Genomic DNA, 20,149 nt, shown 5'->3' with positions numbered 1-20,149 from the left:
CCATAAGCCTCGTGTGAGAAGGGTTTTGTAATGCTGTATTGGTTGACCGCCTTGTCGGACGGAGGGGATTTCTGGAACCTCTTCCGCTACATTACCTTCCGCGCAGGCGGCGCCTTCATGACCGCGCTGATCTTTGGCTTCATCTTCGGCAAGCCGCTGATCAACGTGCTGCGCAGGAAGCAGGGCAAAGGCCAGCCTATCCGCGATGACGGGCCAGAGGCGCATTTTTCCAAGGCCGGAACACCGACCATGGGCGGGTTGCTGATCGTCGGCGCGCTGGTGACATCGACGCTTGTCTGGGCGCGGTGGGACAATCCCTATGTCTGGATGGTGCTGTTCGTGACACTGGCCTATGCGGCCATCGGCTTCGCCGACGATTACGCGAAGGTTTCAAAGCAGAATACTAAGGGTGTTTCGGGCCGGATGCGGCTTGCGCTGGGCGTAATCATCGCCGTTCTGGCCTCGCTCTGGGCCACTCTGCATCATCCTGAAATCCTGCAAAACCAGCTGGCCGTGCCGGTGTTCAAGGACACTCTGGTCAATCTGGGCATCTTCTATATCCCGTTCGCTATTGTCGTTATCGTGGGGGCCGCAAATGCGGTGAACCTGACCGATGGTCTGGATGGTCTGGCCATCATGCCCGCGATGATCGCGGCCTCGACCCTGGGGATCATCGCCTACGCCGTGGGCCGGGTCGACTTTACCGAGTATCTGGATGTGCACTACGTGCCCGGCACAGGTGAGATATTCATCTTCACTTCGGCCCTCTTCGGCGCGGGGCTTGGCTTCCTGTGGTACAACGCGCCGCCTGCGGCTGTGTTCATGGGCGACACCGGATCACTGGCGCTGGGCGGCGCGCTGGGTGCCATCGCCGTGGCCACGAAACACGAGCTGGTTCTGGCCGTGGTCGGAGGCTTGTTCGTGGTCGAAGCGCTGAGCGTGATCATCCAGGTCCTCTACTTCAAACGCACCGGCAAACGCGTCTTCCTGATGGCCCCGATCCATCACCACTATGAGAAAAAGGGCTGGGCTGAGCCGACCATCGTGATCCGCTTCTGGATCATCTCGCTGATCCTGGCGATGATCGGGTTGGCGACGTTGAAGGTTCGGTGAGCGATCGCCGGATTGTACTGTCCGGGTGTTCGGGCGGTGGTAAGTCCACACTTCTTAACGAAATGGCCCGGCGCGGCTATGCGACGGTTGAGGAACCGGGTCGCCGCGTTGTGATGAACGAGCAAAGGGAAAGCGGGGGTGCCGTGCCATGGGCCAACCCGGAAGCCTTTTGTCGAAAGATGATCCAAACCGCTTTCGATGATATGGCCGGGGCTCCGGATGGGTTGGTCTTGTTCGACCGTTCAGCACTGGACGCTTTAATCTGGTTCGACCGAACCGGTGCCGCTCTGGAAAGCGCTTTACGGAACAGGATATTGCACCTCGGCTATGATCGCCGCGTATTTCTGTTCCCACCGTGGCCTGAAATCTATGAAAAAGATGAACAACGAAGGCACGATTTGTCCGACGCACTTGCGGAGTATGAGGCTTTGTGCGACCGCTTACCGAAACTCGGGTTTCAAACTCTGCTTGTTCCGAAAGCACCGATTGCTGAACGCGTGGATTGGTTTGAGGCAAAGCTAGACGAAGGGCAAAGGACATGATCCCGGTCAAAGGGTTTTCAGGACAGAAAGTTGCGGTTCTGGGGCTGGGGCGGTCTGGGCTGGCCACCGCACGGGCACTACGGGCGGGTGGGGCTCAGCCGGTGTGCTGGGATGACAATCCGGATGCGCGGGATACGGCTGAGGCTGAGGGGTTCGTTTGCACCGATCTGCTTCGGAACGGGGCGTTTGATCAGATTGCGGCGTTGATCGTGTCTCCGGGCATTCCGCATTTGTATCCGACGCCCAATCCGGTTGTCGCGGCAGCTTTGGAGGCGGGCGTTCCGGTCGATAATGATATCGGTCTGTTCTTCCGTTCCTTTGCGGGGCCGGAATGGAACAATTTTGACACCCCGCCGCGTGTGATCGCGGTGACCGGGTCGAATGGAAAATCGACCACGGCGGCGCTGATCCATCACATTCTGACCGAGGCTGGGCGCGATGCGCAATTGGCCGGAAATATCGGGCGCGGGGTGCTGGATATTGATCCGGGCGGCGATGGCTCGGTCGTGGTGCTGGAGCTTAGCAGCTATCAGACGGAACTCGCCCGCTCTCTGACGCCGGATGTGGCAGTATTCACCAATCTTTCCCCGGATCACCTGGACCGTCACGGCGGTATGGGGGGCTATTTTGCCGCCAAAAGACGGTTGTTTGCCGAGGGCGGGCCGGATCGCGCCGTCATCGGTGTGGATGAGGCCGAGGGCGCGTTTCTGGCAGGGCAAATGGCCGAGGGGCCAGCGGATGATCGGGTGATCCGCATATCAGTCGAGCGCAAGCTGACCGGTCCGGGCTGGCAGGTTTTTGCCCGCAAGGGGTTCTTGTCGGAATACCGCAAAGGGCGGCAGGCGGGTTCGATCGATCTGCGGGCGATCAAGGGCCTGCCGGGGACGCATAACCACCAGAATGCCTGCGCGGCCTATGCGGCCTGCCGTTCGCTGGGGTTGGCGCCTCGGGTGATCGAGGACGCTCTGCACAGTTATCCGGGCCTGCCCCATCGCAGCCAGATCATCGCCGAAGCCGGGGGCGTGACTTATGTGAACGATTCCAAGGCCACCAATGTCGACAGCGCGGTGAAGGCGCTGGGCGCGTTCAAGCGGATTCGCTGGATCTGCGGCGGGTTGGAGAAAGAGGGTGGGCTGGACGCGCTGAACGATGCTGCAAGCGATGTGCTGAAGGCTTATGTCATCGGGCGCGAGGCGGCAGGTTTCGCTATGCAACTGAACGTGGATGCGCAGGTGTGCACGACCATGGCCGCAGCGGTCGAACAGGCGATGGCGGATGCCGAAACGGGCGACACCGTGTTACTTGCGCCCGCTGCTGCAAGTTTCGACCAATATGATAACTTCGAACAACGCGGTGAGGATTTTGCCGACAATGTGCGGCAAAGACTGGCTGAATAACGCGGTTGCAATCGACCGCCGGTTCATCTGCTCCGGGTCGCTATCGGCTTGACGCCCCACCGGATTTGGTCTTGCCTTAGCGGGACGTTAGAAAACGAGGTTACGGATATGTCCAACCGAAAGAAATTGATGGCCTTGCCAGCGGTGCTGCTGATTGGGGCCTGTGCAAGCTCGGGTGCCAACTATACGCCGATCATCGACGGCAATATTGGCCCGAATTACAATGCGGATCTGGCGCAGTGTCAGGCTCTGGCACGGACGCAGCCAACTGTTGATGGCCGAACGGCAGGTGCGGCGGCCATTGGTGCTGCGGGTGCGGCGGGTGCGAAGGCGATCATTGATGACAGCGCCAGCGACCTTGGCCGGACGGCTGTCGCAGGGGCGTTGCTGGGCGCGGGGGCAAGCGCGTTGCAGAACAACCAGAATCAGGAAGTTATTGTGCGCAACTGCATGCGCGGGCGCGGGTATAACGTCGTCGGCTAAGGGTGCTGACGGCTTGCGATGGCGGTTCCGGCGGAATGCCCCGAGGACCACGCCCATTGAAAGTTGTAACCGCCCAGCCAGCCGGTGACATCCACAGCTTCACCAATCGCATAGAGGCCGGGGATCTCCCTGGCCTCCATCGTTTTTGACGACAGGTCATCTGCGTCGATCCCGCCCAGAGTGACCTCGGCGGTGCGATAGCCTTCAGTGCCCGAAGGGGTCAGATGCCAATCGGACAGGGCGGCGATCAGGTCTTTGAGCGCCGCGTCGGACTGGTCGGCCAGATTGCCCTGCATCGGGATATGCTGGCTGAGGTAGTCCACCAGCCGCGCGGGCAGGTGGCGGGCCAATTCTGTGGTCAGTGCCTTGCGCCCGCCGCTTTGGCGTTGATCGCGCAGCAGGTCGAACAGAGGCAGATCGGGGATCAGGTTGACGCGGATCACCTCACCCTCGCGCCAATAGGACGACAGTTGCAGCACCGACGGACCGCTGAGCCCGCGATGGGTGAACAGCAGCGCCTCGTCAAAGCTAGTACGGTCGTTTGACAGCCGCGCTGGCAGCGAGACGCCCGAGAGGTCTTTGAATTTCCCGTCCGAGAAGGTGAACGGGACCAAAGCGGCACGTGTTTCGGTGATTCGCAGCCCGAATTGCTGCGCGATGTCATATGCCAGACCAGTCGCCCCCATCTTTGGGATCGACTTGCCGCCGGTGGCCAGCACGAGGTTGCTGCAAGTCAGGCTGAGGCGCTGACCTTCGCGGTCGACCTCAAGTTCAAACCCGGCCTCGGTCTTGCGCAGGTCCCTGAGTTCAGTTCGCACCCACAGCTCGGCCCCGGCGCGCTCCATCTCGGTCAGCAGCATCTGGATGATCTGTTTCGAGGAACCGTCGCAGAATAGCTGCCCCAGCGTTTTCTCGTGCCACGCGATATTGTGGCGCCCGACCAGATCGACGAAATCCCATTGCGTATAGCGCGCCAGGGCGGATTTGCAGAAATGCGGATTCTGGGACAGGAAATTTGCCGGTCCCGCATACATGTTGGTGAAATTGCAGCGCCCGCCGCCCGAGATGCGGATTTTCTCGCCGGGGGCTTTTGCATGGTCGATCACCAAAACGCGCCCGCCGCAGTGGGCGGCGCACATCATACCGGCTGCACCGGCCCCGAGGATGATCGTGTCGTAGGTCATGGGCGGGGGATGGCGTGGATTGAAGGGGATGGCAAGTGCACTCGGATCGATTGGAGCGAATTCGAGCGCAAAAATAACTCGATGGGGCTGGATCTAGTCTAGAGGAACTCGAAGCTTCTTGGGTCTGCGTCTTCCAAGCGGATCGACTATTTCAGAGCGCTTGCCACTATTGCCGAGATACTCTCTTGAAGATCGACGTCCATTGCGATCTTCGATGGTGATCACATATTTATTTCCGCTTGACTGAGATATAAAGCGCACCAGAAAAGCGGTGTAGTCAGAATAGTTTACTTGGTTTTGCTCGCAAAAATCAGGGAACGCGTTTCTGAACAGCGGAAGAAAGGTTGCCAACTCATCGTCGAGCAACTCACCGCAAGCCCGGCCCGTTAGGAAGTTGGCGATGAAATAGCCGTTTATATGTCGAGCCGCCTCGGCAAACACCGAAATTCCGATCATGTGGCCCGGCACAACGAAGCTAAGGCCACCAGCCAGTGAATCGGTGAAGTTATGGGCTACGCTATGAAGAATGCTGTGTTTCATGCCGCAACTCTAGCCTCGACGCTGAGCAGAGAAAAAGTAGGGTTCTGTTCTTTTGTGCGTTGCCCTTCATTTCCCTAGCCCAATCGCCAAAATCCCTGTAGACTCTCAACCAGATCCCGAAAACGGGGCACGAGTGAGGCAGTAAGTGGCGGTATCTCATGACTGAGATGGTGTATGGCGCGGTCCAGGACCAGCGCGGGGAACCGATTCTACCAAAGTGGTGGCGTACGATTGATCGCTGGACGATGTCCTGCGTTCTGATCCTGTTTGTCATCGGGCTGTTGCTGGGGCTGGCCTCATCGCCGCCGCTGGCCGGGCGCAACGGGTTTGATCCGTTTCACTATGTTGAACGGCAGGTGTTGTTCGGCGGGCTGGCGCTGATTGCGATGCTGCTGACGTCGATGATGTCTCCGACCCTTGTGCGCCGTCTGGCGGTTCTGGGCTTTCTGGGGGCGTTCGTCGCGCTGGCCTTCCTGCCGATCTTTGGTACCGATTTTGGCAAAGGGGCGGTGCGGTGGTATTCGCTGGGCTTCGCCTCGTTGCAGCCTTCTGAATTTCTGAAGCCCGGATTTGTGGTTGTGGCCGCATGGTTGCTGGCGGCCTCGCAGCAGATCAACGGCCCTCCGGGGCGGTTGTGGTCTTTTGCACTGTGCATGGCGATTGTCGGGATGCTGGTGATGCAGCCCGATTTCGGGCAGGCGTGTCTGATCCTGTTCGGCTGGGGCGTGATGTATTTCGTGGCCGGGGCGCCCATGCTGCTGCTGGTTGGCATGGCGGGCGTGGTCGTGCTGGGCGGTATGTTCGCCTATTCCAACTCGGACCACTTTGCGCGCCGCATCGACGGGTTTCTGAATCAAGAGGTCGATCCGACCACCCAACTTGGCTATGCCACCAACGCCATCCGTGAAGGCGGTCTGTTTGGTGTTGGCGTGGGTGAGGGGCAGGTGAAGTGGTCTCTGCCCGATGCGCATACGGATTTCATCATCGCTGTGGCGGCCGAGGAATACGGCCTGATCCTGGTGCTGATCATCATCGCGCTCTATTCGCTGATCGTTGTACGCTCGCTTTTGCGGCTGATGCGCGAACGGGACATGTTCATCCGACTGGCGGGCACCGGTCTGGCCTGCATGTTCGGCGTTCAAGCGATGATCAATATGGGTGTTGCGGTGCGCCTGCTGCCTGCCAAGGGCATGACGCTGCCCTTTGTCAGCTATGGTGGTTCGTCCCTGATCGCAGGCGGCATCGCCATCGGCATGTTACTGGCCTTCACCCGCACCCGCCCACAGGGCGAGCTTGGCGATATTCTGCGCGGACGAGGTTGATGAGCAAACCCTACCTTCTGATTGCGGCGGGCGGCACCGGGGGCCACATGTTCCCGGCGCAAGCGCTGGCCGAGGCGATGCTGCACAAGGGCTGGCGCGTGCGCCTGTCCACCGATCCGCGCGGCGCGCGCTATACCGGTGCCTTCCCCGAAGGCGTTGAGATTGTCGAGGCATCCTCGGCCACTTTCGCGCGTGGGGGTCTCGCTGCCAAGGCGCTGGTCGGGCCAAAGATTGCTGGCGGCGTCGCCAGCATGGCCTTTCAGATGATGCGCGACAAACCGGAAGTGGTCGTGGGCTTCGGGGGGTATCCCTCGATCCCGGCACTGGGTGCGGCGACACTGCTGAAAATCCCGCGCATGATCCACGAACAGAACGGCGTTCTTGGACGTGTGAACCAACTGTTTGCCACTCGCGTTGCGCAGGTGGCCTGCGGCGTATGGCCGACCGACTTGCCGGAGGGCGCGCATGGTATTCACACCGGCAATCCGGTACGCGCCGCCGTTCTGGATCGTGCGGCTGCCCCCTATATCCCGCCGGGCGAATACCCGATGTCGGTTTTGGTAATGGGCGGATCGCAGGGCGCGCGCATCCTCAGCGATGTCGTACCCGGAGCGATCGCTGCATTGCCCGAATTCCTTCGATCCTACATCCGCGTCTCGCATCAGGCGCGGGACGAGGATGGCGACCGCGTCACCGCCTTCTACGCCGACCATGGCATCCGCGCCGATGTTCAGCCGTTCTTTGATGATGTGCCCCGCCGTATGTCGGACGCGCAACTGGTGATCAGCCGCTCGGGCGCGTCCAGCGTGGCTGATATCTCGGTCATCGGGCGACCTTCGATTCTGATCCCGTTTGCCGCCGCCGCTGGCGATCACCAGACCGCCAATGCCCGAGGTCTGGTACAGGCGGGCGGGGCGATCATGATCCCTGAAAATGCTCTTGACGTCGCCGCGTTGACCGAGCAAATGACCACGGTTCTGACAAACCCCGAAGCCGCACAGAAAATGGCCCACGCCGCCTTGTCGGTCGGGGCACCGGACGCCACCGAGCGTCTGGTTGCCCAGGTCGAGCAACTGGCGCAGAAGGAGACCACATGACCCCAGCAACCAAACTGCCGCAGGACGTAGGGCCGATCCATTTCGTCGGGATCGGCGGGATCGGGATGTCCGGCATTGCCGAGGTGTTGCTGAACCTTGGGTACAGGGTTCAGGGATCGGATCTGAAGGCGTCGAAAATCACCGACCGTCTGGCCTCGCTGGGAGCCGAGATTTTCGTGGGGCAAAAGGCCGAGAACCTCAAGAACGCTGCAGTGGTTGTCACGTCGACCGCGATTAAACCGGGCAACCCGGAACTGGATGAGGCGCGCGCCCAAGGCCTGCCTGTTGTCCGCCGGGCGGATATGCTGGCCGAACTGATGCGCTTGCGGTCAAATATCGCGATTGCCGGAACCCATGGCAAAACCACCACGACCACGATGATGGCCGAGCTGATGGTCGCGGGTGATTTCGACCCCACCGTGATCAATGGCGGCATCATTCACGCCTATGGCTCGAACGCGCGAATGGGGCAGGGCGAATGGATGGTGGTCGAGGCCGACGAATCCGATGGCTCATTCAACCGCCTGCCTGCAACCATCGCCATCGTCACCAATATCGACCCCGAGCACATGGAGCATTGGGGCGATTTCGACACGTTGCGCGATGGGTTCTATGAGTTCGTCTCGAACCTGCCCTTCTACGGTCTGGCTGTCTGCTGCACCGATCATGCCGAGGTGCAGGCTCTGGTGGGCCGTATCACCGACCGCCGCGTGCGCACCTATGGCTTTAACGCGCAGGCGGATGTGCGGGCCGAGAACCTGACCTACAAGGGCGGCGTCGCGCATTTCGACATCCACTTGCAATACGAAGACAAAGTGATCGAGGGCTGCACCCTGCCGATGCCGGGCGACCACAACGTGTCAAACGCGCTGTCTGCGGTGGCCGTCGCCCGCCATCTGGGCATGAAGGCCGCGGAAATCCGAGAGGCACTGGCCAATTTCGGCGGTGTGAACCGTCGCTTCACCAAGGTCGGCGAGGTCGATGGAGTCACCATCATCGACGATTACGGCCACCATCCGGTCGAAATCGCTGCTGTGTTGAAAGCCGCGCGTCAGGCGACCGAAGGCCGTGTGATCGCTGTCCACCAGCCGCACCGCTATTCCCGCCTGTCCAACCTGTTCGACGATTTCTGCACCTGCTTTAACGATGCCGACGTCGTCGCCATTGCCGAAGTGTTTGCTGCCGGAGAGGACCCAATCGAAGGCGCGTCCCGTGACGATCTGGTCGAAGGTCTGATCCGTCACGGCCACCGCCATTCCCGCGCGATCTTGAGCGAAGATGATCTGGAACGTCTCGTTCGGGAACAGGCTCGTCCGGGCGATATGGTCGTCTGCCTCGGGGCCGGTACGATCAGCGCGTGGGCCAACGGGCTGCCTGAGAGATTGCAAAGAAAACAAGCAGTTTGACGTTCATCCTCATTTGCCGCACAACCTGAAAGTGTGATAGAGTATTCACTGATACCGCGTACCCGTGGAGGGGGCGAATGGACTATTCGATGATCTTTGCCGCACTTTGGGTGATCTGCGCGACTATCGTGGCGCTGTTGCCGATGCGGCTGCAATTCCCTCCGGGTATCTTGCTGCTGATCTGCGCGCCGGTCCTGATCCTGTGGCTGGGTTATGATCACGGCTGGTTCTGGTCGGTTGCGGCCTTTGCCGGGTTCGTGTCGATGTTCCGCAATCCCATCCGCTTTTACTGGCGCAAATGGACGGGCCGGGAGGTCACGGAATGAGCTGGTCGATTGCTCTCGCCGCTGCTTGGGGTGTGGCCGCCAACGTGCTGGCGATGATCCCCAGCAAGGACAACCACTGGACCCGCGCCTACATCCTGATCGCGGTTGGCATCCCAATCGTTGGGTATGTCACGTTCGAGCATGGCCCCTGGATTGGCTTGCTGGTGCTGGGAATGGGGATGTCCGTGCTTCGGTGGCCAGTGATTTATCTGGGGCGGTGGCTGCGTCGGCGGGTCTGAGAAACGTATCCCTTATACGTCTTGCCTTGGACGCCTAAATCCGCGATCTAGCGGCCATGAGCACTCTTCCATCAACACGCGGCAGGCTGTCCCAAAATCGCAGCCTCAACGACCTGACATGGCTCCGTGTCGGAGGGCCGGCGGACTATCTGTTTCAACCTGCCGATCTGGAAGACTTGCGGGGCTTTCTGCGCGATCTGCCCGCAGATACTCCTGTTTTTCCGATGGGCGTCGGGTCTAACCTGATCGTGCGCGATGGTGGTTTGCGTGCCGTGGTGATCCGGCTGGGGCGCGGTTTCAATGGTATCTCCATCGACGGTAACACCGTCACCGCAGGCGCTGCGGCCTTGGATGCGCATGTGGCGCGGAAGGCGGCGGATGCGGGGGTTGACCTGACGTTTCTGCGCACCATTCCCGGATCTGTCGGAGGCGCGGTGCGGATGAACGCGGGCTGCTATGGCAGTTACACAGCGGATGTTCTGCGCAAAGCCACCATCGTCACGCGGCAGGGTGAGGTCGTGGACCTGACCCCAGCGGATCTGAACTTCCGATACCGCCAGACCGATCTGCCCGAAGGCGCGGTGTTGGTTTCGGCGACGTTCGAAGGCCCCTCGGGCAATCCGGAAGAACTGCACGCCCGCATGGACGCACAATTGAAAAAGCGGGATGAGACGCAGCCGACCAAGGACCGTAGCGCCGGATCGACCTTCCGTAACCCGGCGGGGTTCTCGTCAACGGGGCGGGAAGACGACGTGCATGACCTCAAGGCGTGGAAGGTGATCGATGACGCGGGGATGCGCGGGGCCACCAAGGGCGGCGCGCAGATGAGCCCGAAGCACTCGAATTTCCTGATCAATACCGGTGACGCCACCGCTGCCGACCTCGAAGGGCTGGGCGAAGAAGTGCGAAAAAAGGTTTACGAAACAAGCGGCATCACGCTAGAGTGGGAAATCATGCGGGTCGGCGATCCGCTGACAGAATAAAGCCCCAACCGTCAGACCATAACAGGCAAATTCAGGCGACGGATCAAAGGCATAACGCAGTACGGACCACGACATAAGGTCCGGGGACATTGAGGCGCACAAAGTGGGACTGTCGAGCAGGACAAACCCCAAAGTGGCGGTATTGATGGGCGGCCCCTCGGCGGAACGCGAGGTGTCACTCAGCAGCGGGCGCGAATGCGCAGCCGCCCTTGTGGGAGAAGGCATTGAAGTGGTCGAGCTGGACGCGGGTCCCGACCTCTATGCGCGCCTATTGGACATCAAACCGGATGTTGTATTCAACGCCCTGCATGGCCGCTGGGGTGAGGATGGCTGTGTGCAGGGTCTGCTGGAATGGATGCGCATTCCCTATACGCATTCGGGCGTGCTGGCCTCGGCCCTGGCGATGGACAAGCAGCGCAGCAAAGAGGCGTTTCGGGTGGCCGGGCTGCCCATCGCGGAAAGTGTGATTGCCGCCAAGTCGGATGTGATGGCCGATCACGTCATGCCACCGCCCTACGTGGCCAAGCCCAACAACGAAGGGTCCAGCGTCGGCATTTATATCGTGCATGAAAACGCGAACGGCCCGCCGCAGCTGTCCGAGGACATGCCCGATCAGGTGATGGTCGAACAATACGTGGCGGGGCGCGAGTTGACGGTGACGGTGATGGGCGATCGCGCCCTGACCGTGACCGAGATCATGACCGATGGCGGCTGGTATGACTATGACGCCAAATACAAGCCCGGCGGCTCGTGGCATGTGTTGCCTGCCGAGATTCCGTCCGAGATTTTCGATCTGTGCATGGACTACGCGTTGCGCGCCCACAATGTGCTGGGCTGCAAGGGCGTCAGCCGGACCGATTTCCGCTGGGACGACAGCAAGGGGCGCGACGGCTTGTTCCTGCTGGAGACCAATACTCAGCCGGGCATGACGCCGACCTCGTTGGTGCCCGAGCAGGGGCAGCATCTGGGCATGACATTCGGCCAGCTTTGTGTGTGGATGGTGGAGGACGCCTCATGCGACCGCTGACAGCCACCCGCGCGCCAGTGATTCACCGAACCAAGGCCTTGGCCGGTCCGGATGCCGATTTTGAATCTGCGGATACGGAACCCCATGACACTCAGCCCGTTCTGCGCTTGAGCGGAGTAAAGCTGTTCAACCGCACAGCGCGCCGGGCTGATCCTGCGCCGTCGCGGCTCAGCTATCGGTTCCAGCGGTGGATGCTGACGCCGGGCATTCGACTGGGTGTCAAGCTGGGCCTGCCGATTTGCGCGGTGGCTGCTGCCATCGGCCTGTACTTTGCGTCGGAAGATCGGCGCGAGGCGGTCAGCACCTATATCGCCGACATCCGCACCTCGATTCAGGAGCGTCCGGAATTCATGGTCAACCTGATGGCCATTGATGGCGCAGGGGCCGGTCTGGCCGACGATATTCGCGAAGTGGTGCCGTTGGATTTCCCGATCAGTTCCTGGGATCTGGATGTCGAACAGATGCGCGACACGATCACCGGGCTGGACCCGGTGAAATCCGCGACCGTGCGAATCCGGCCCGGAGGCATCCTTCAGGTCGATGTGGTCGAACGGCAGCCCGTGATCGTCTGGCGCACCCGTGACGGCGTTGAGCTGTTGGATGAGACCGGTGTGCACGTGGATCAGGCGGTCTCGCGCAAGGATCATGCGGGCCTGCCCTTGATTGCGGGCGAAGGTGCGGATGCGCATGTGGCCGAGGCGCTTGAGATTTTTCAGACCTCGCGCAGCCTTGGCACTCGTGTCCGGGGATTGGTGCGCGTGGGTGAGCGCCGCTGGGATCTGGTGCTGGATCGTGGTCAGCGGATCATGCTGCCGACCGAGCGCCCGGTGCGCGCGCTGGAGCGTGTGCTGGCGGTGAACGAGGTGCAGGACCTGCTGGAGCGTGATGTGGCCGTGGTCGACATGCGCCTTGGGAACCGGCCAACTATAAGAATGACCAAAGCCGCCAGCGAAGACTGGTGGAATACAAAAGTGAACGCGAGTAACGGGCAGTAGCAACCATGATGACCGATCTTTATCAGTCCCAGCGCGCCATGCGGCAGATGCGCAGACAAGCGATGCAACGGGGCGTTATCGCCATTCTGGATGTGGGCAGTTCCAAGATCGCATGCCTTGTGCTGCGGTTTGACGGGACCGGTCGGCTGAGCGAAGACAACACCATCGGGTCGATGGCCGGGCAGACCGGGTTCCGCGTGATTGGCGCGGCGACCACACGCTCGCGCGGGGTGCAATTCGGTGAAGTCACCGCGATGCAGGAAACCGAGCGCGCCATTCGCACCGCATTGCAGGCAGCGCAGAAGATGGCCGATATTCGTGTCGATCACGTGATCGCCTGTTTCTCGGGCGCAAACCCGCGCTCTTACGGTCTGGACGCGCAAGTCGATCTGGAAGGCCAGCTTGTGACCGAGGCCGAGGTGGGCCGAGTGCTCAACGCTTGCGACGTGCCGGATTACGGGGCAGGGCGCGAGGTGCTGCATGCCCAGCCGGTGAATTTTGCGCTGGACAACCGCTCGGGCCTGATCGATCCGCGTGGGCAGTTGGGGCAGAGCCTTGCCGTGGACATGCACATGCTGACTGTCGACGCTGTGGCGATTCAGAACATCGTGCGTTGCATCAAACGCTGCGATCTGGAATTGGCGGGGATTGCGAACTCGGCCTATGTGTCGGGCATCTCGGCGCTGGTCGAGGATGAGCAGGAATTGGGTGCCGCCTGTATCGACATGGGCGGTGGCACGACCAGCGTCTCGATCTTTATGAAGAAACACATGATCTATGCCGACTGCGTGCGCATGGGCGGCGATCACGTGACGCAGGACATCTCGATGGGTCTCGGCGTGCCGACTGCCGTGGCCGAGCGGATCAAGACCTTTAATGGCGGCGTCCATGCCACCGGGGCCGATGATCGCGACCTGATCGATATCGGCGGCGATACCGGCGATTGGGAGCATGATCGCCGTACCGTCAGCCGGGCTGAATTGATCGGTATCATGCGGCCTCGGGTCGAGGAAATTCTGGAAGAGGTCCGCGTGCGGCTGGATGCCGCCGGGTTCGAACATATGCCCAGCCAGCAGATCGTTCTGACCGGGGGCGGCAGCCAGATCATGGGGCTGGACGGTTTGGCCACGCGCATTCTGGGTCAAAGGGTCCGCCTGGGCCGTCCGCTGCGCGTTCACGGCCTGCCGCAATCGGCGACGGGGCCGGGCTTTTCCTCAGCCGTAGGTCTCAGCCTGTTTGCGGCACATCCGCAGGACGAATGGTGGGATTTCGAAATTCCGGTCGATACCTATGCCGCGCGCCCGTTCAAGCGCGCGGTGCGGTGGTTCCGTGACAATTGGTAAAACCCTTGGCGGCGCCGCTCTGGCGTTGTGGCCGGGTCTCGCCCCGGCCCAAACCCTGATCACGCCCGAGGTTTTTCTGGACGCCGTTATCGGCAAAACCGTCATGTTCTACGAGATCCGCAGCGGTGATCTGGTCGGAACGGAGGAATTCCTGAACCACAGAACTTCGGTCTGGCGGGAAGCAGGGAGGGGCTGCGTCTACGGGCAGATCACCACGCCCAACGGCCAGATCTGCTTTCTATATGACAATGACCCGGATGGCATTCCGGTCTGCTGGTGGCCGTTTCTGCATGAAGACCGCCTGATGGTCCGGCTGGCGTCATTGACAAACGGCGAAATTCAAGAGGTGCGCAGCATCACCGAAAACGGCTTGGACTGTCCAAGTGCCCCGATCAGCTAAAGAAACCGGTTGCGGCTGCGGGATTTATCCCTAAAGATATCCACAAGGCCCGTCAGAGGCCCGGCGGCAGGACATTGAGCAGTTTTCCGCCCTACCAAAACCGGGATTTCCGTCCGTGTGCAAATCAATCGCCACGGCGCGGTTTTCGGCTGTCTTGTGGCATCTTTAGGCCACTCCGCAAGATTTGGCGGCTGGTGCGAAATACCGCCGTTTGATGCCTTATTTCCTCCATATTTTGTGGATTTGCGCGATTTTTGACGTGACCTTTGCGCATCACAAGGATAGAATCGAACAAGGATAGGTAAGAAAAACACCGCTTTGGCGGAACAAAAATACAGGCGGACAGAGCATGACATTGAATCTTTCGATGCCCGGGCACGACGAACTGAAGCCTCGGATTACAGTATTTGGCGTTGGCGGCGCAGGCGGCAACGCGGTCAACAACATGATTGAAAAACAGTTGGACGGCGTCGATTTTGTCGTCGCCAACACCGACGCGCAGGCGTTGCAGCAAAGCCAGTCTTCGGCGCGGGTGCAACTGGGTGTGAAGGTCACCGAAGGTCTGGGGGCAGGGGCCCGTCCGACGGTTGGGGCCGCCGCCGCCGAAGAAAGCATCGAACAGATCGTCGATCATCTGGCAGGTGCGCATATGTGTTTCATCACCGCCGGTATGGGCGGGGGTACCGGTACCGGGGCCGCGCCGATCATCGCGCAGGCCGCGCGGGAACTGGGTGTGCTGACCGTTGGCGTTGTCACCAAACCCTTCCAGTTCGAAGGTGCCAAGCGCATGCGTCAGGCCGAAGACGGCGTTGAGGCGCTGCAACAGGTCGTCGATACGCTGATCATCATCCCGAACCAGAACCTGTTCCGTCTGGCCAATGAAAAGACCACGTTCACCGAGGCGTTCTCGATGGCCGATGACGTTCTGTATCAGGGCGTCAAGGGCGTGACTGATCTGATGGTGCGTCCGGGTCTGATCAACCTCGACTTCGCGGACGTGCGCGCCGTGATGGACGAGATGGGCAAGGCGATGATGGGCACGGGCGAGGCGACCGGCGAAGATCGCGCCATTCAGGCCGCCGAAAAGGCGATTGCCAACCCGCTGCTGGACGAAATCAGCCTCAAAGGCGCGAAGGGCGTGTTGATCAACATCACAGGCTCGCACGACCTGACACTGTTCGAACTGGACGAGGCCGCCAACCGCATTCGCGAGGAAGTGGACCCCGAGGCCAATATTATCGTCGGTTCGACCCTCGACACCGCAATGGAAGGCGGAATGCGCGTTTCTGTCGTGGCAACCGGGATCGATGCCACGGAAAAAACCAGCGATGTGCCGGTTGCGCGCCGTTCGATGTCCGAGCCGCTGACCCGCACCGTTTCGGCCGAAGAACCTGTGCGTGAAGAAGTGCCTGCCGCGGCAGAAGTGGCCGAGGCCGCGCCTCAGATGCCGGAAAACCGCGAACCCTCGCTGTTCGAGGCAACCGAAGAGCCCGCGCAATTCCAGCCGCGTGACGAACAGGACGATGATGGCCTTCCGCCACCCGCCTACCAACCGCGTGTCGCTGAGTTCGAACCGCAGCCGGAACCTGTTGAGCAGGCGCCGGACGCCTACGCCGCGCATCCACACGCGGCGGGAACGCCTTCGCCCGAAGCGCTGCAGCGCTTGCAGGCGGCGGTGCAGAATGTCCCCTCGGCAGCGCAGCGTCTGACCGCAACACGGTCGCCGGAACCCGCGCCGCAGCCGCAAGCTGAAGCCGAAGAGCGCCCCCGCTTTGGCTTTAACCGACTGATCGATCGGATGACCGGTCACGCCGCGGATACCCCCGCGCAGCCGGTCCGTCAGCAGCCCGCGATGCGGCAGGCTGACGCCACGGCACCTGCGCATGAAGAAGCGGATCCCGACCAGGAGCGGATCGAAATTCCGGCTTTCCTGCGCCGTCAAGCCAACTGATCGCGGTAACAAAATGAGCGTCAAGGGTCGCCATCAGGCGGCCCTTTTTCTATATTTGTTAAGGATTTATGAGCAGATAAGCAGGGTTTTGCCGATCTGTTACATTGATGTTTCATTCAGTTGCAAAGAGTGAGTTGAGCCTGACCGCCCGCTTCCTTAACTGGGTGTCCAACACAGCCGTCCGAGGCTGGACACCACTCGCTGAGGCCCATTTTGCAACATACGCTCAAATCTCCGGTCACGTTCAAAGGCGTCGGACTGCACGGCGGTCAGCCTGTTGTCATGGTTCTGAAACCGGCAGCAGCAGGTCATGGCATCTGGTTCAAACGGACGGATATCGAGCTGGGCAACGCTTTGATCCCTGCCATCTATGACATTGTCGAACGTACGCCGCTGTGCACCCGGCTGATCAATGAAGCAGGCGTGTCGGTGTCGACCGTCGAACACATCATGGCGGCGCTGGCGGGTTGCGGCGTGCACAACGCGCTGATCGAGATTGACGGGCCCGAAGTGCCGATCATGGACGGGTCGTCCATCGACTTTGTCCGGGGCATCATGGCCAAGGGTGTGCGCCGTCAGGCCAGCCCGGTTCTGGCTTATGAAGTGCTGAAACCCGTCACCGCATCGCGCGAGGGGGCCAGCGCATCTATCGCTCCGGCGGATGGGCTGATCATCGATTTCCATATCGACTTTGAAGATGCCGCTATCGGCAATCAGACCAAAACGCTGGATATGCGCAACGGATCCTTCGTGCGCGAGCTGAGCGATTGCCGCACCTTCTGCCGTCGCATCGACGTGGAAGCCATGCGCGAAAACGGTCTGGCCCTGGGCGGTACGCTGGAAAACGCTGTTGTGGTGCAGGGTGACGAGGTTCTGACCCCGGGTGGCCTGCGCTATGCGGACGAAGCCGTTCGTCACAAGATGCTGGATGCGTTGGGTGATCTTTATCTGGCGGGTGGTCCGATCCTGGGTCATTTCACCGGTGACAAGTCCGGCCATTCGATGACCAACACCCTGCTGCGCAAGCTGTTCGAGACACCCGGCGCCGTGCGTCCGATCCTGTGCACACCTGAACAGGCAGCCCGCTTGCCGGGTCAGGGCCTTGTTCTGGATGAAATTCCGGCGGTCGCCTGATTCAATCAACTCTGACGACATTTGCGACAGAGCGCGCATAAGGCGTTTTGCACCGGAAATATCTATGCTAGACCATGGCTCAATTCGGGGCAAACCTCGTTGAGTATGATGACAAGGATGGGCGGTATGGTTGGCAGCAAAGCGGCAGTCAGGTTCGCGGGCGCGATTCTTCTGGCAGCAGTTTTGACAGCATGTGGTAACAGGGGCGCTGACCGCGAACAGAACCTTGAAGGCTTCACGCCCGAGCAGATTTATACGCGTGGCGAATATGAGCTGTCGCAGAATCGCTCGGACGACGCGGCTTGGTATTTCTCGGAAGTCGAACGGCTGTACCCCTATTCGGATTGGGCCAAACGCGCGCTGATCATGCAGGCGTTTTCATTCCATGCCGACAAGAATTACGAAGAAAGCCGCGCCGCCGCGCAGCGCTATATCGACTTTTACCCCACCGACGAAGATGCGGCCTATGCGCAGTATCTGTTGGCGCTCAGCTATTATGACCAGATCGACGAAGTTGGCCGCGACCAGGGCCTGACCTTTCAGGCCCTGCAAGCGCTGCGCACGGTGATCGAGGTTTACCCCGACAGCGAGTATGCCACCTCGGCAGTGTTGAAGTTCGATCTGGCCTTTGACCATCTGGCGGGCAAGGAAATGGAGATTGGGCGCTATTACCTGCGTCAGGATCACTATATCGCGGCCATCAACCGCTTCCGTGTCGTGGTCGAGGATTTCCAGACCACGTCGCACACAGCCGAAGCGCTGTATCGTTTGGTCGAGGCCTATCTGTCCTTGGGTCTGTTTGATGAGGCGCAGACCGCAGGCGCGATCCTTGGGTACAACTACCAGTCCTCGGAATGGTATGACGATGCCTACAAGCTGTTGACTTCGCGCGGGCTGGATCTGAAGAGCCGTGGCAACAACTGGCTCAGCCAGATCTATCGCCAGACGATCAAGGGTCAGTGGTTGTAAGCTGGTGACGGTCTGGGGATGCTAACACCCGATGCTGCGCGCCTTAGATATCCGTGACATGCTGATCATCGACCGGTTGGAACTGACGTTCCAGCCGGGTCTGAACGCGCTGACGGGTGAGACCGGGGCGGGTAAGTCGATCCTTTTGGATTCGCTGGGGTTCGTTCTGGGTTGGCGCGGTCGGGCCGAACTGGTTCGGCAGGGTGCAGCGCAGGGTGAAGTTGTAGCCGAGTTTGAGCTGCCCGACGACCATCCGGCCCATGCGGTTCTGGCCGAGGCCGGTTTGCCGGGCGGAGAGGAGTTGATCCTGCGCCGTGTTAATACCGCCGAGGGCCGCAAAACCGCCTGGGTCAATGATCGTCGTTGCTCGGGCGAGGTGCTGCGGGCGCTGTCCGAAACGCTGATCGAGTTGCACGGCCAGCATGATGATCGCGGATTGCTGAACCCGCGCGGCCACCGGGTTTTGCTGGATGACTACGCTCAGGTCTCGGAACAGTTGGCATTGGTACGCCGTGCGTGGTCCGAGATGTCGCGCAGCCGCAAGGCATTGGCCGAGACCGAGGCCGCGCTGGCCGCGATGCGCGCTGAAGAGGAATTTCTGCGTCATTCCGTGGCCGAGTTGGACAAGCTGGACCCGCAACCGGGTGAGGATGCCGATCTGGATGCGCGCCGCCGCATGATGCAGGGGGCCGAGCGGATCCGCGATGACGTCGCCCGCGCATTTGACCTGTTGGGCGGTGAAGGTGCCGAAGGCGCGATGTCGGACGCAATGCGCTGGCTCGAAGGTGTGTCCGACAATGCAGGCGGGCAGTTGGAAGACCCCATCGCTGCGCTGGGGCGTGCCCTGATCGAATTGGGTGAGGCGCAGGACGGTGTGAACGCCTGCCTTCAGGCGCTGGACTTCAATCCGGCGGAACTGGAAGCCGCCGAAGAACGCCTGTTCGCGATCCGCGCGCTGGCCCGCAAGCATGACGTGGCACCGGATGATCTGGGCCCGTTTGCAGATACTCTGCGGGATCGTTTGGGGCAGTTGGATGCCGGTGACGCCGATCTGGCCGAGCGTCGGGCCGCCGTCGAGGCTGCGCAGGCCGCATATGATACGGCTGCGGCCAGGCTCAGCGCGACCCGCCAAAAGGCCGCCGGGCAGTTGGATGCGGCGGTCATGGCCGAGCTTGCACCGCTGAAAATGGAACGGGCGGTGTTTCAGACAGAAATCTCGCCAGCCGATCCCGGCCCCGAAGGCACCGATGCGGTGGCCTTCACGGTTGCCACCAACCCCGGCGCGCCGTCGGGGCCGCTGAACAAGATCGCCTCGGGTGGTGAACTCAGCCGGTTTCTGCTGGCGCTCAAAGTTTGCCTGTCCGGCGATGACAGTGCCCGAACGATGATCTTTGACGAGATCGACCGGGGCGTTGGCGGTGCGACGGCGGATGCGGTGGGGCGGCGGTTGGCGGCCCTTGCGCAAGGCGGGCAGGTGCTGGTCGTCACACACTCACCCCAAGTGGCTGCGCGCGCTGCGCATCACTGGCGGGTGCAGAAGCAGGTAAACGCGGGTCAGACCCTTTCGACGGTTGTGCCCTTGGCCGAAGGTGATCGCGTGGATGAGATTGCCAGAATGGTGTCGGGCGACACGATCACCGACGAAGCGCGCGCTGCCGCCCGCGCCTTGCTGGACGCCTGACGCCGCTTGTGGCGTTT

At 61.0% G+C, this 20,149-nt stretch carries 20 protein-coding genes; 18 read left to right on the top strand and 2 right to left on the bottom strand.

From position 1 onward, the window contains the following. Positions 1–30: 30 nt before the first annotated feature. The 4 genes from mraY to ACR0AC_RS02675 all read left to right on the top strand — a co-directional run bounded on the left by mraY (position 31) and on the right by ACR0AC_RS02675 (position 3,535). Positions 31–1,113, top strand: a complete 1,083-nt coding sequence (gene mraY, locus ACR0AC_RS02690) for a phospho-N-acetylmuramoyl-pentapeptide-transferase (protein ID WP_170452107.1) — start codon at positions 31–33, stop codon at positions 1,111–1,113. Beyond that, positions 1,110–1,655 carry an AAA family ATPase gene (locus tag ACR0AC_RS02685; RefSeq protein ID WP_480871831.1) on the top strand — a complete coding sequence of 182 codons (546 nt, stop codon included), beginning with the start codon at positions 1,110–1,112 and terminating at the stop codon, positions 1,653–1,655. Before mraY ends, ACR0AC_RS02685 begins: the two co-directional genes overlap by 4 nt. Then, complete coding sequence (gene murD / locus ACR0AC_RS02680; RefSeq protein WP_480871829.1) at positions 1,652–3,052, top strand: UDP-N-acetylmuramoyl-L-alanine--D-glutamate ligase; 1,401 nt, start codon at positions 1,652–1,654, stop codon at positions 3,050–3,052. The genes ACR0AC_RS02685 and murD overlap by 4 nt, the downstream gene beginning before the upstream one ends. Positions 3,053–3,160: 108 nt before the next feature. Further along, positions 3,161–3,535 carry a glycine zipper family protein gene (locus ACR0AC_RS02675; protein ID WP_170452101.1) on the top strand — a complete coding sequence of 125 codons (375 nt, stop codon included), beginning with the start codon at positions 3,161–3,163 and terminating at the stop codon, positions 3,533–3,535. On the opposite strand, the gene ACR0AC_RS02670 is transcribed toward ACR0AC_RS02675, so the two are convergent. Both ACR0AC_RS02670 and ACR0AC_RS02665 read right to left on the bottom strand, forming a co-directional pair. Further along, positions 3,532–4,719: a BaiN/RdsA family NAD(P)/FAD-dependent oxidoreductase gene (locus tag ACR0AC_RS02670; protein ID WP_480871826.1), complete on the bottom strand. Its 1,188-nt coding sequence runs from the start codon at positions 4,717–4,719 to the stop codon at positions 3,532–3,534. The two genes, ACR0AC_RS02675 and ACR0AC_RS02670, sit on opposite strands and share 4 nt — an antisense overlap. Positions 4,720–4,812: 93 nt before the next feature. Beyond that, positions 4,813–5,259, bottom strand: a complete 447-nt coding sequence (locus ACR0AC_RS02665) for a hypothetical protein (protein WP_170452097.1) — start codon at positions 5,257–5,259, stop codon at positions 4,813–4,815. Between the two features lie 158 nt (positions 5,260–5,417). Here ACR0AC_RS02665 and ftsW point away from each other — a divergent pair, with 158 nt between their 5' ends. The 14 genes from ftsW to recN all read left to right on the top strand — a co-directional run bounded on the left by ftsW (position 5,418) and on the right by recN (position 20,132). Beyond that, positions 5,418–6,581, top strand: coding sequence for a putative lipid II flippase FtsW (gene ftsW / locus ACR0AC_RS02660; RefSeq protein WP_170452095.1), 1,164 nt, complete (start codon positions 5,418–5,420; stop codon positions 6,579–6,581). After that, positions 6,581–7,678, top strand: coding sequence for a UDP-N-acetylglucosamine--N-acetylmuramyl-(pentapeptide) pyrophosphoryl-undecaprenol N-acetylglucosamine transferase (locus ACR0AC_RS02655; RefSeq protein WP_170523369.1), 1,098 nt, complete (start codon positions 6,581–6,583; stop codon positions 7,676–7,678). Before ftsW ends, ACR0AC_RS02655 begins: the two co-directional genes overlap by 1 nt. Next, the gene (murC, locus tag ACR0AC_RS02650; RefSeq protein WP_170452091.1) at positions 7,675–9,084 is read left to right on the top strand and encodes a UDP-N-acetylmuramate--L-alanine ligase; all 1,410 of its coding nucleotides are present in this window, start codon (positions 7,675–7,677) and stop codon (positions 9,082–9,084) included. Before ACR0AC_RS02655 ends, murC begins: the two co-directional genes overlap by 4 nt. A 77-nt stretch (positions 9,085–9,161) precedes the next feature. Next, on the top strand, positions 9,162–9,410 hold the full coding sequence (locus ACR0AC_RS02645; protein ID WP_170452089.1) for a DUF2484 family protein: 249 nt from the start codon (positions 9,162–9,164) through the stop codon (positions 9,408–9,410). Then, positions 9,407–9,649, top strand: a complete 243-nt coding sequence (locus tag ACR0AC_RS02640) for a DUF2484 family protein (protein WP_170452087.1) — start codon at positions 9,407–9,409, stop codon at positions 9,647–9,649. The genes ACR0AC_RS02645 and ACR0AC_RS02640 overlap by 4 nt, the downstream gene beginning before the upstream one ends. Before the next feature lie 56 nt (positions 9,650–9,705). Continuing rightward, positions 9,706–10,632: a UDP-N-acetylmuramate dehydrogenase gene (gene murB / locus ACR0AC_RS02635; RefSeq protein WP_170452085.1), complete on the top strand. Its 927-nt coding sequence runs from the start codon at positions 9,706–9,708 to the stop codon at positions 10,630–10,632. A gap of 103 nt (positions 10,633–10,735) precedes the next feature. Next, positions 10,736–11,659, top strand: coding sequence for a D-alanine--D-alanine ligase (locus ACR0AC_RS02630; RefSeq protein ID WP_170452083.1), 924 nt, complete (start codon positions 10,736–10,738; stop codon positions 11,657–11,659). Further along, a complete protein-coding gene (locus tag ACR0AC_RS02625; RefSeq protein WP_480871822.1) occupies positions 11,647–12,654 on the top strand; it encodes a cell division protein FtsQ/DivIB in 1,008 nt (335 codons plus the stop codon). Before ACR0AC_RS02630 ends, ACR0AC_RS02625 begins: the two co-directional genes overlap by 13 nt. A gap of 8 nt (positions 12,655–12,662) precedes the next feature. Then, positions 12,663–13,997 carry a cell division protein FtsA gene (gene ftsA, locus ACR0AC_RS02620; RefSeq protein WP_170452079.1) on the top strand — a complete coding sequence of 445 codons (1,335 nt, stop codon included), beginning with the start codon at positions 12,663–12,665 and terminating at the stop codon, positions 13,995–13,997. Continuing rightward, a complete protein-coding gene (locus ACR0AC_RS02615) occupies positions 13,984–14,397 on the top strand; it encodes a hypothetical protein (protein WP_170622368.1) in 414 nt (137 codons plus the stop codon). The genes ftsA and ACR0AC_RS02615 overlap by 14 nt, the downstream gene beginning before the upstream one ends. Positions 14,398–14,746: 349 nt before the next feature. Beyond that, positions 14,747–16,348, top strand: a complete 1,602-nt coding sequence (gene ftsZ, locus ACR0AC_RS02610; protein ID WP_480871820.1) for a cell division protein FtsZ — start codon at positions 14,747–14,749, stop codon at positions 16,346–16,348. A gap of 213 nt (positions 16,349–16,561) precedes the next feature. Next, complete coding sequence (gene lpxC, locus ACR0AC_RS02605) at positions 16,562–17,482, top strand: UDP-3-O-acyl-N-acetylglucosamine deacetylase (protein WP_170734332.1); 921 nt, start codon at positions 16,562–16,564, stop codon at positions 17,480–17,482. A gap of 126 nt (positions 17,483–17,608) precedes the next feature. Continuing rightward, entirely contained in the window at positions 17,609–18,451 is an 843-nt protein-coding gene (locus ACR0AC_RS02600; protein WP_170452073.1) for an outer membrane protein assembly factor BamD, read from the top strand. Positions 18,452–18,482: 31 nt separating this feature from the next. Then, a complete protein-coding gene (gene recN, locus ACR0AC_RS02595; RefSeq protein ID WP_480871818.1) occupies positions 18,483–20,132 on the top strand; it encodes a DNA repair protein RecN in 1,650 nt (549 codons plus the stop codon). Positions 20,133–20,149: the final 17 nt, after the last annotated feature.

This window comes from Ruegeria sp. H7, from assembly GCF_056532945.1.
Note: the sequence above shows the minus strand (reverse complement) of the source record. Positions and strands in the feature narration are given on the sequence as shown.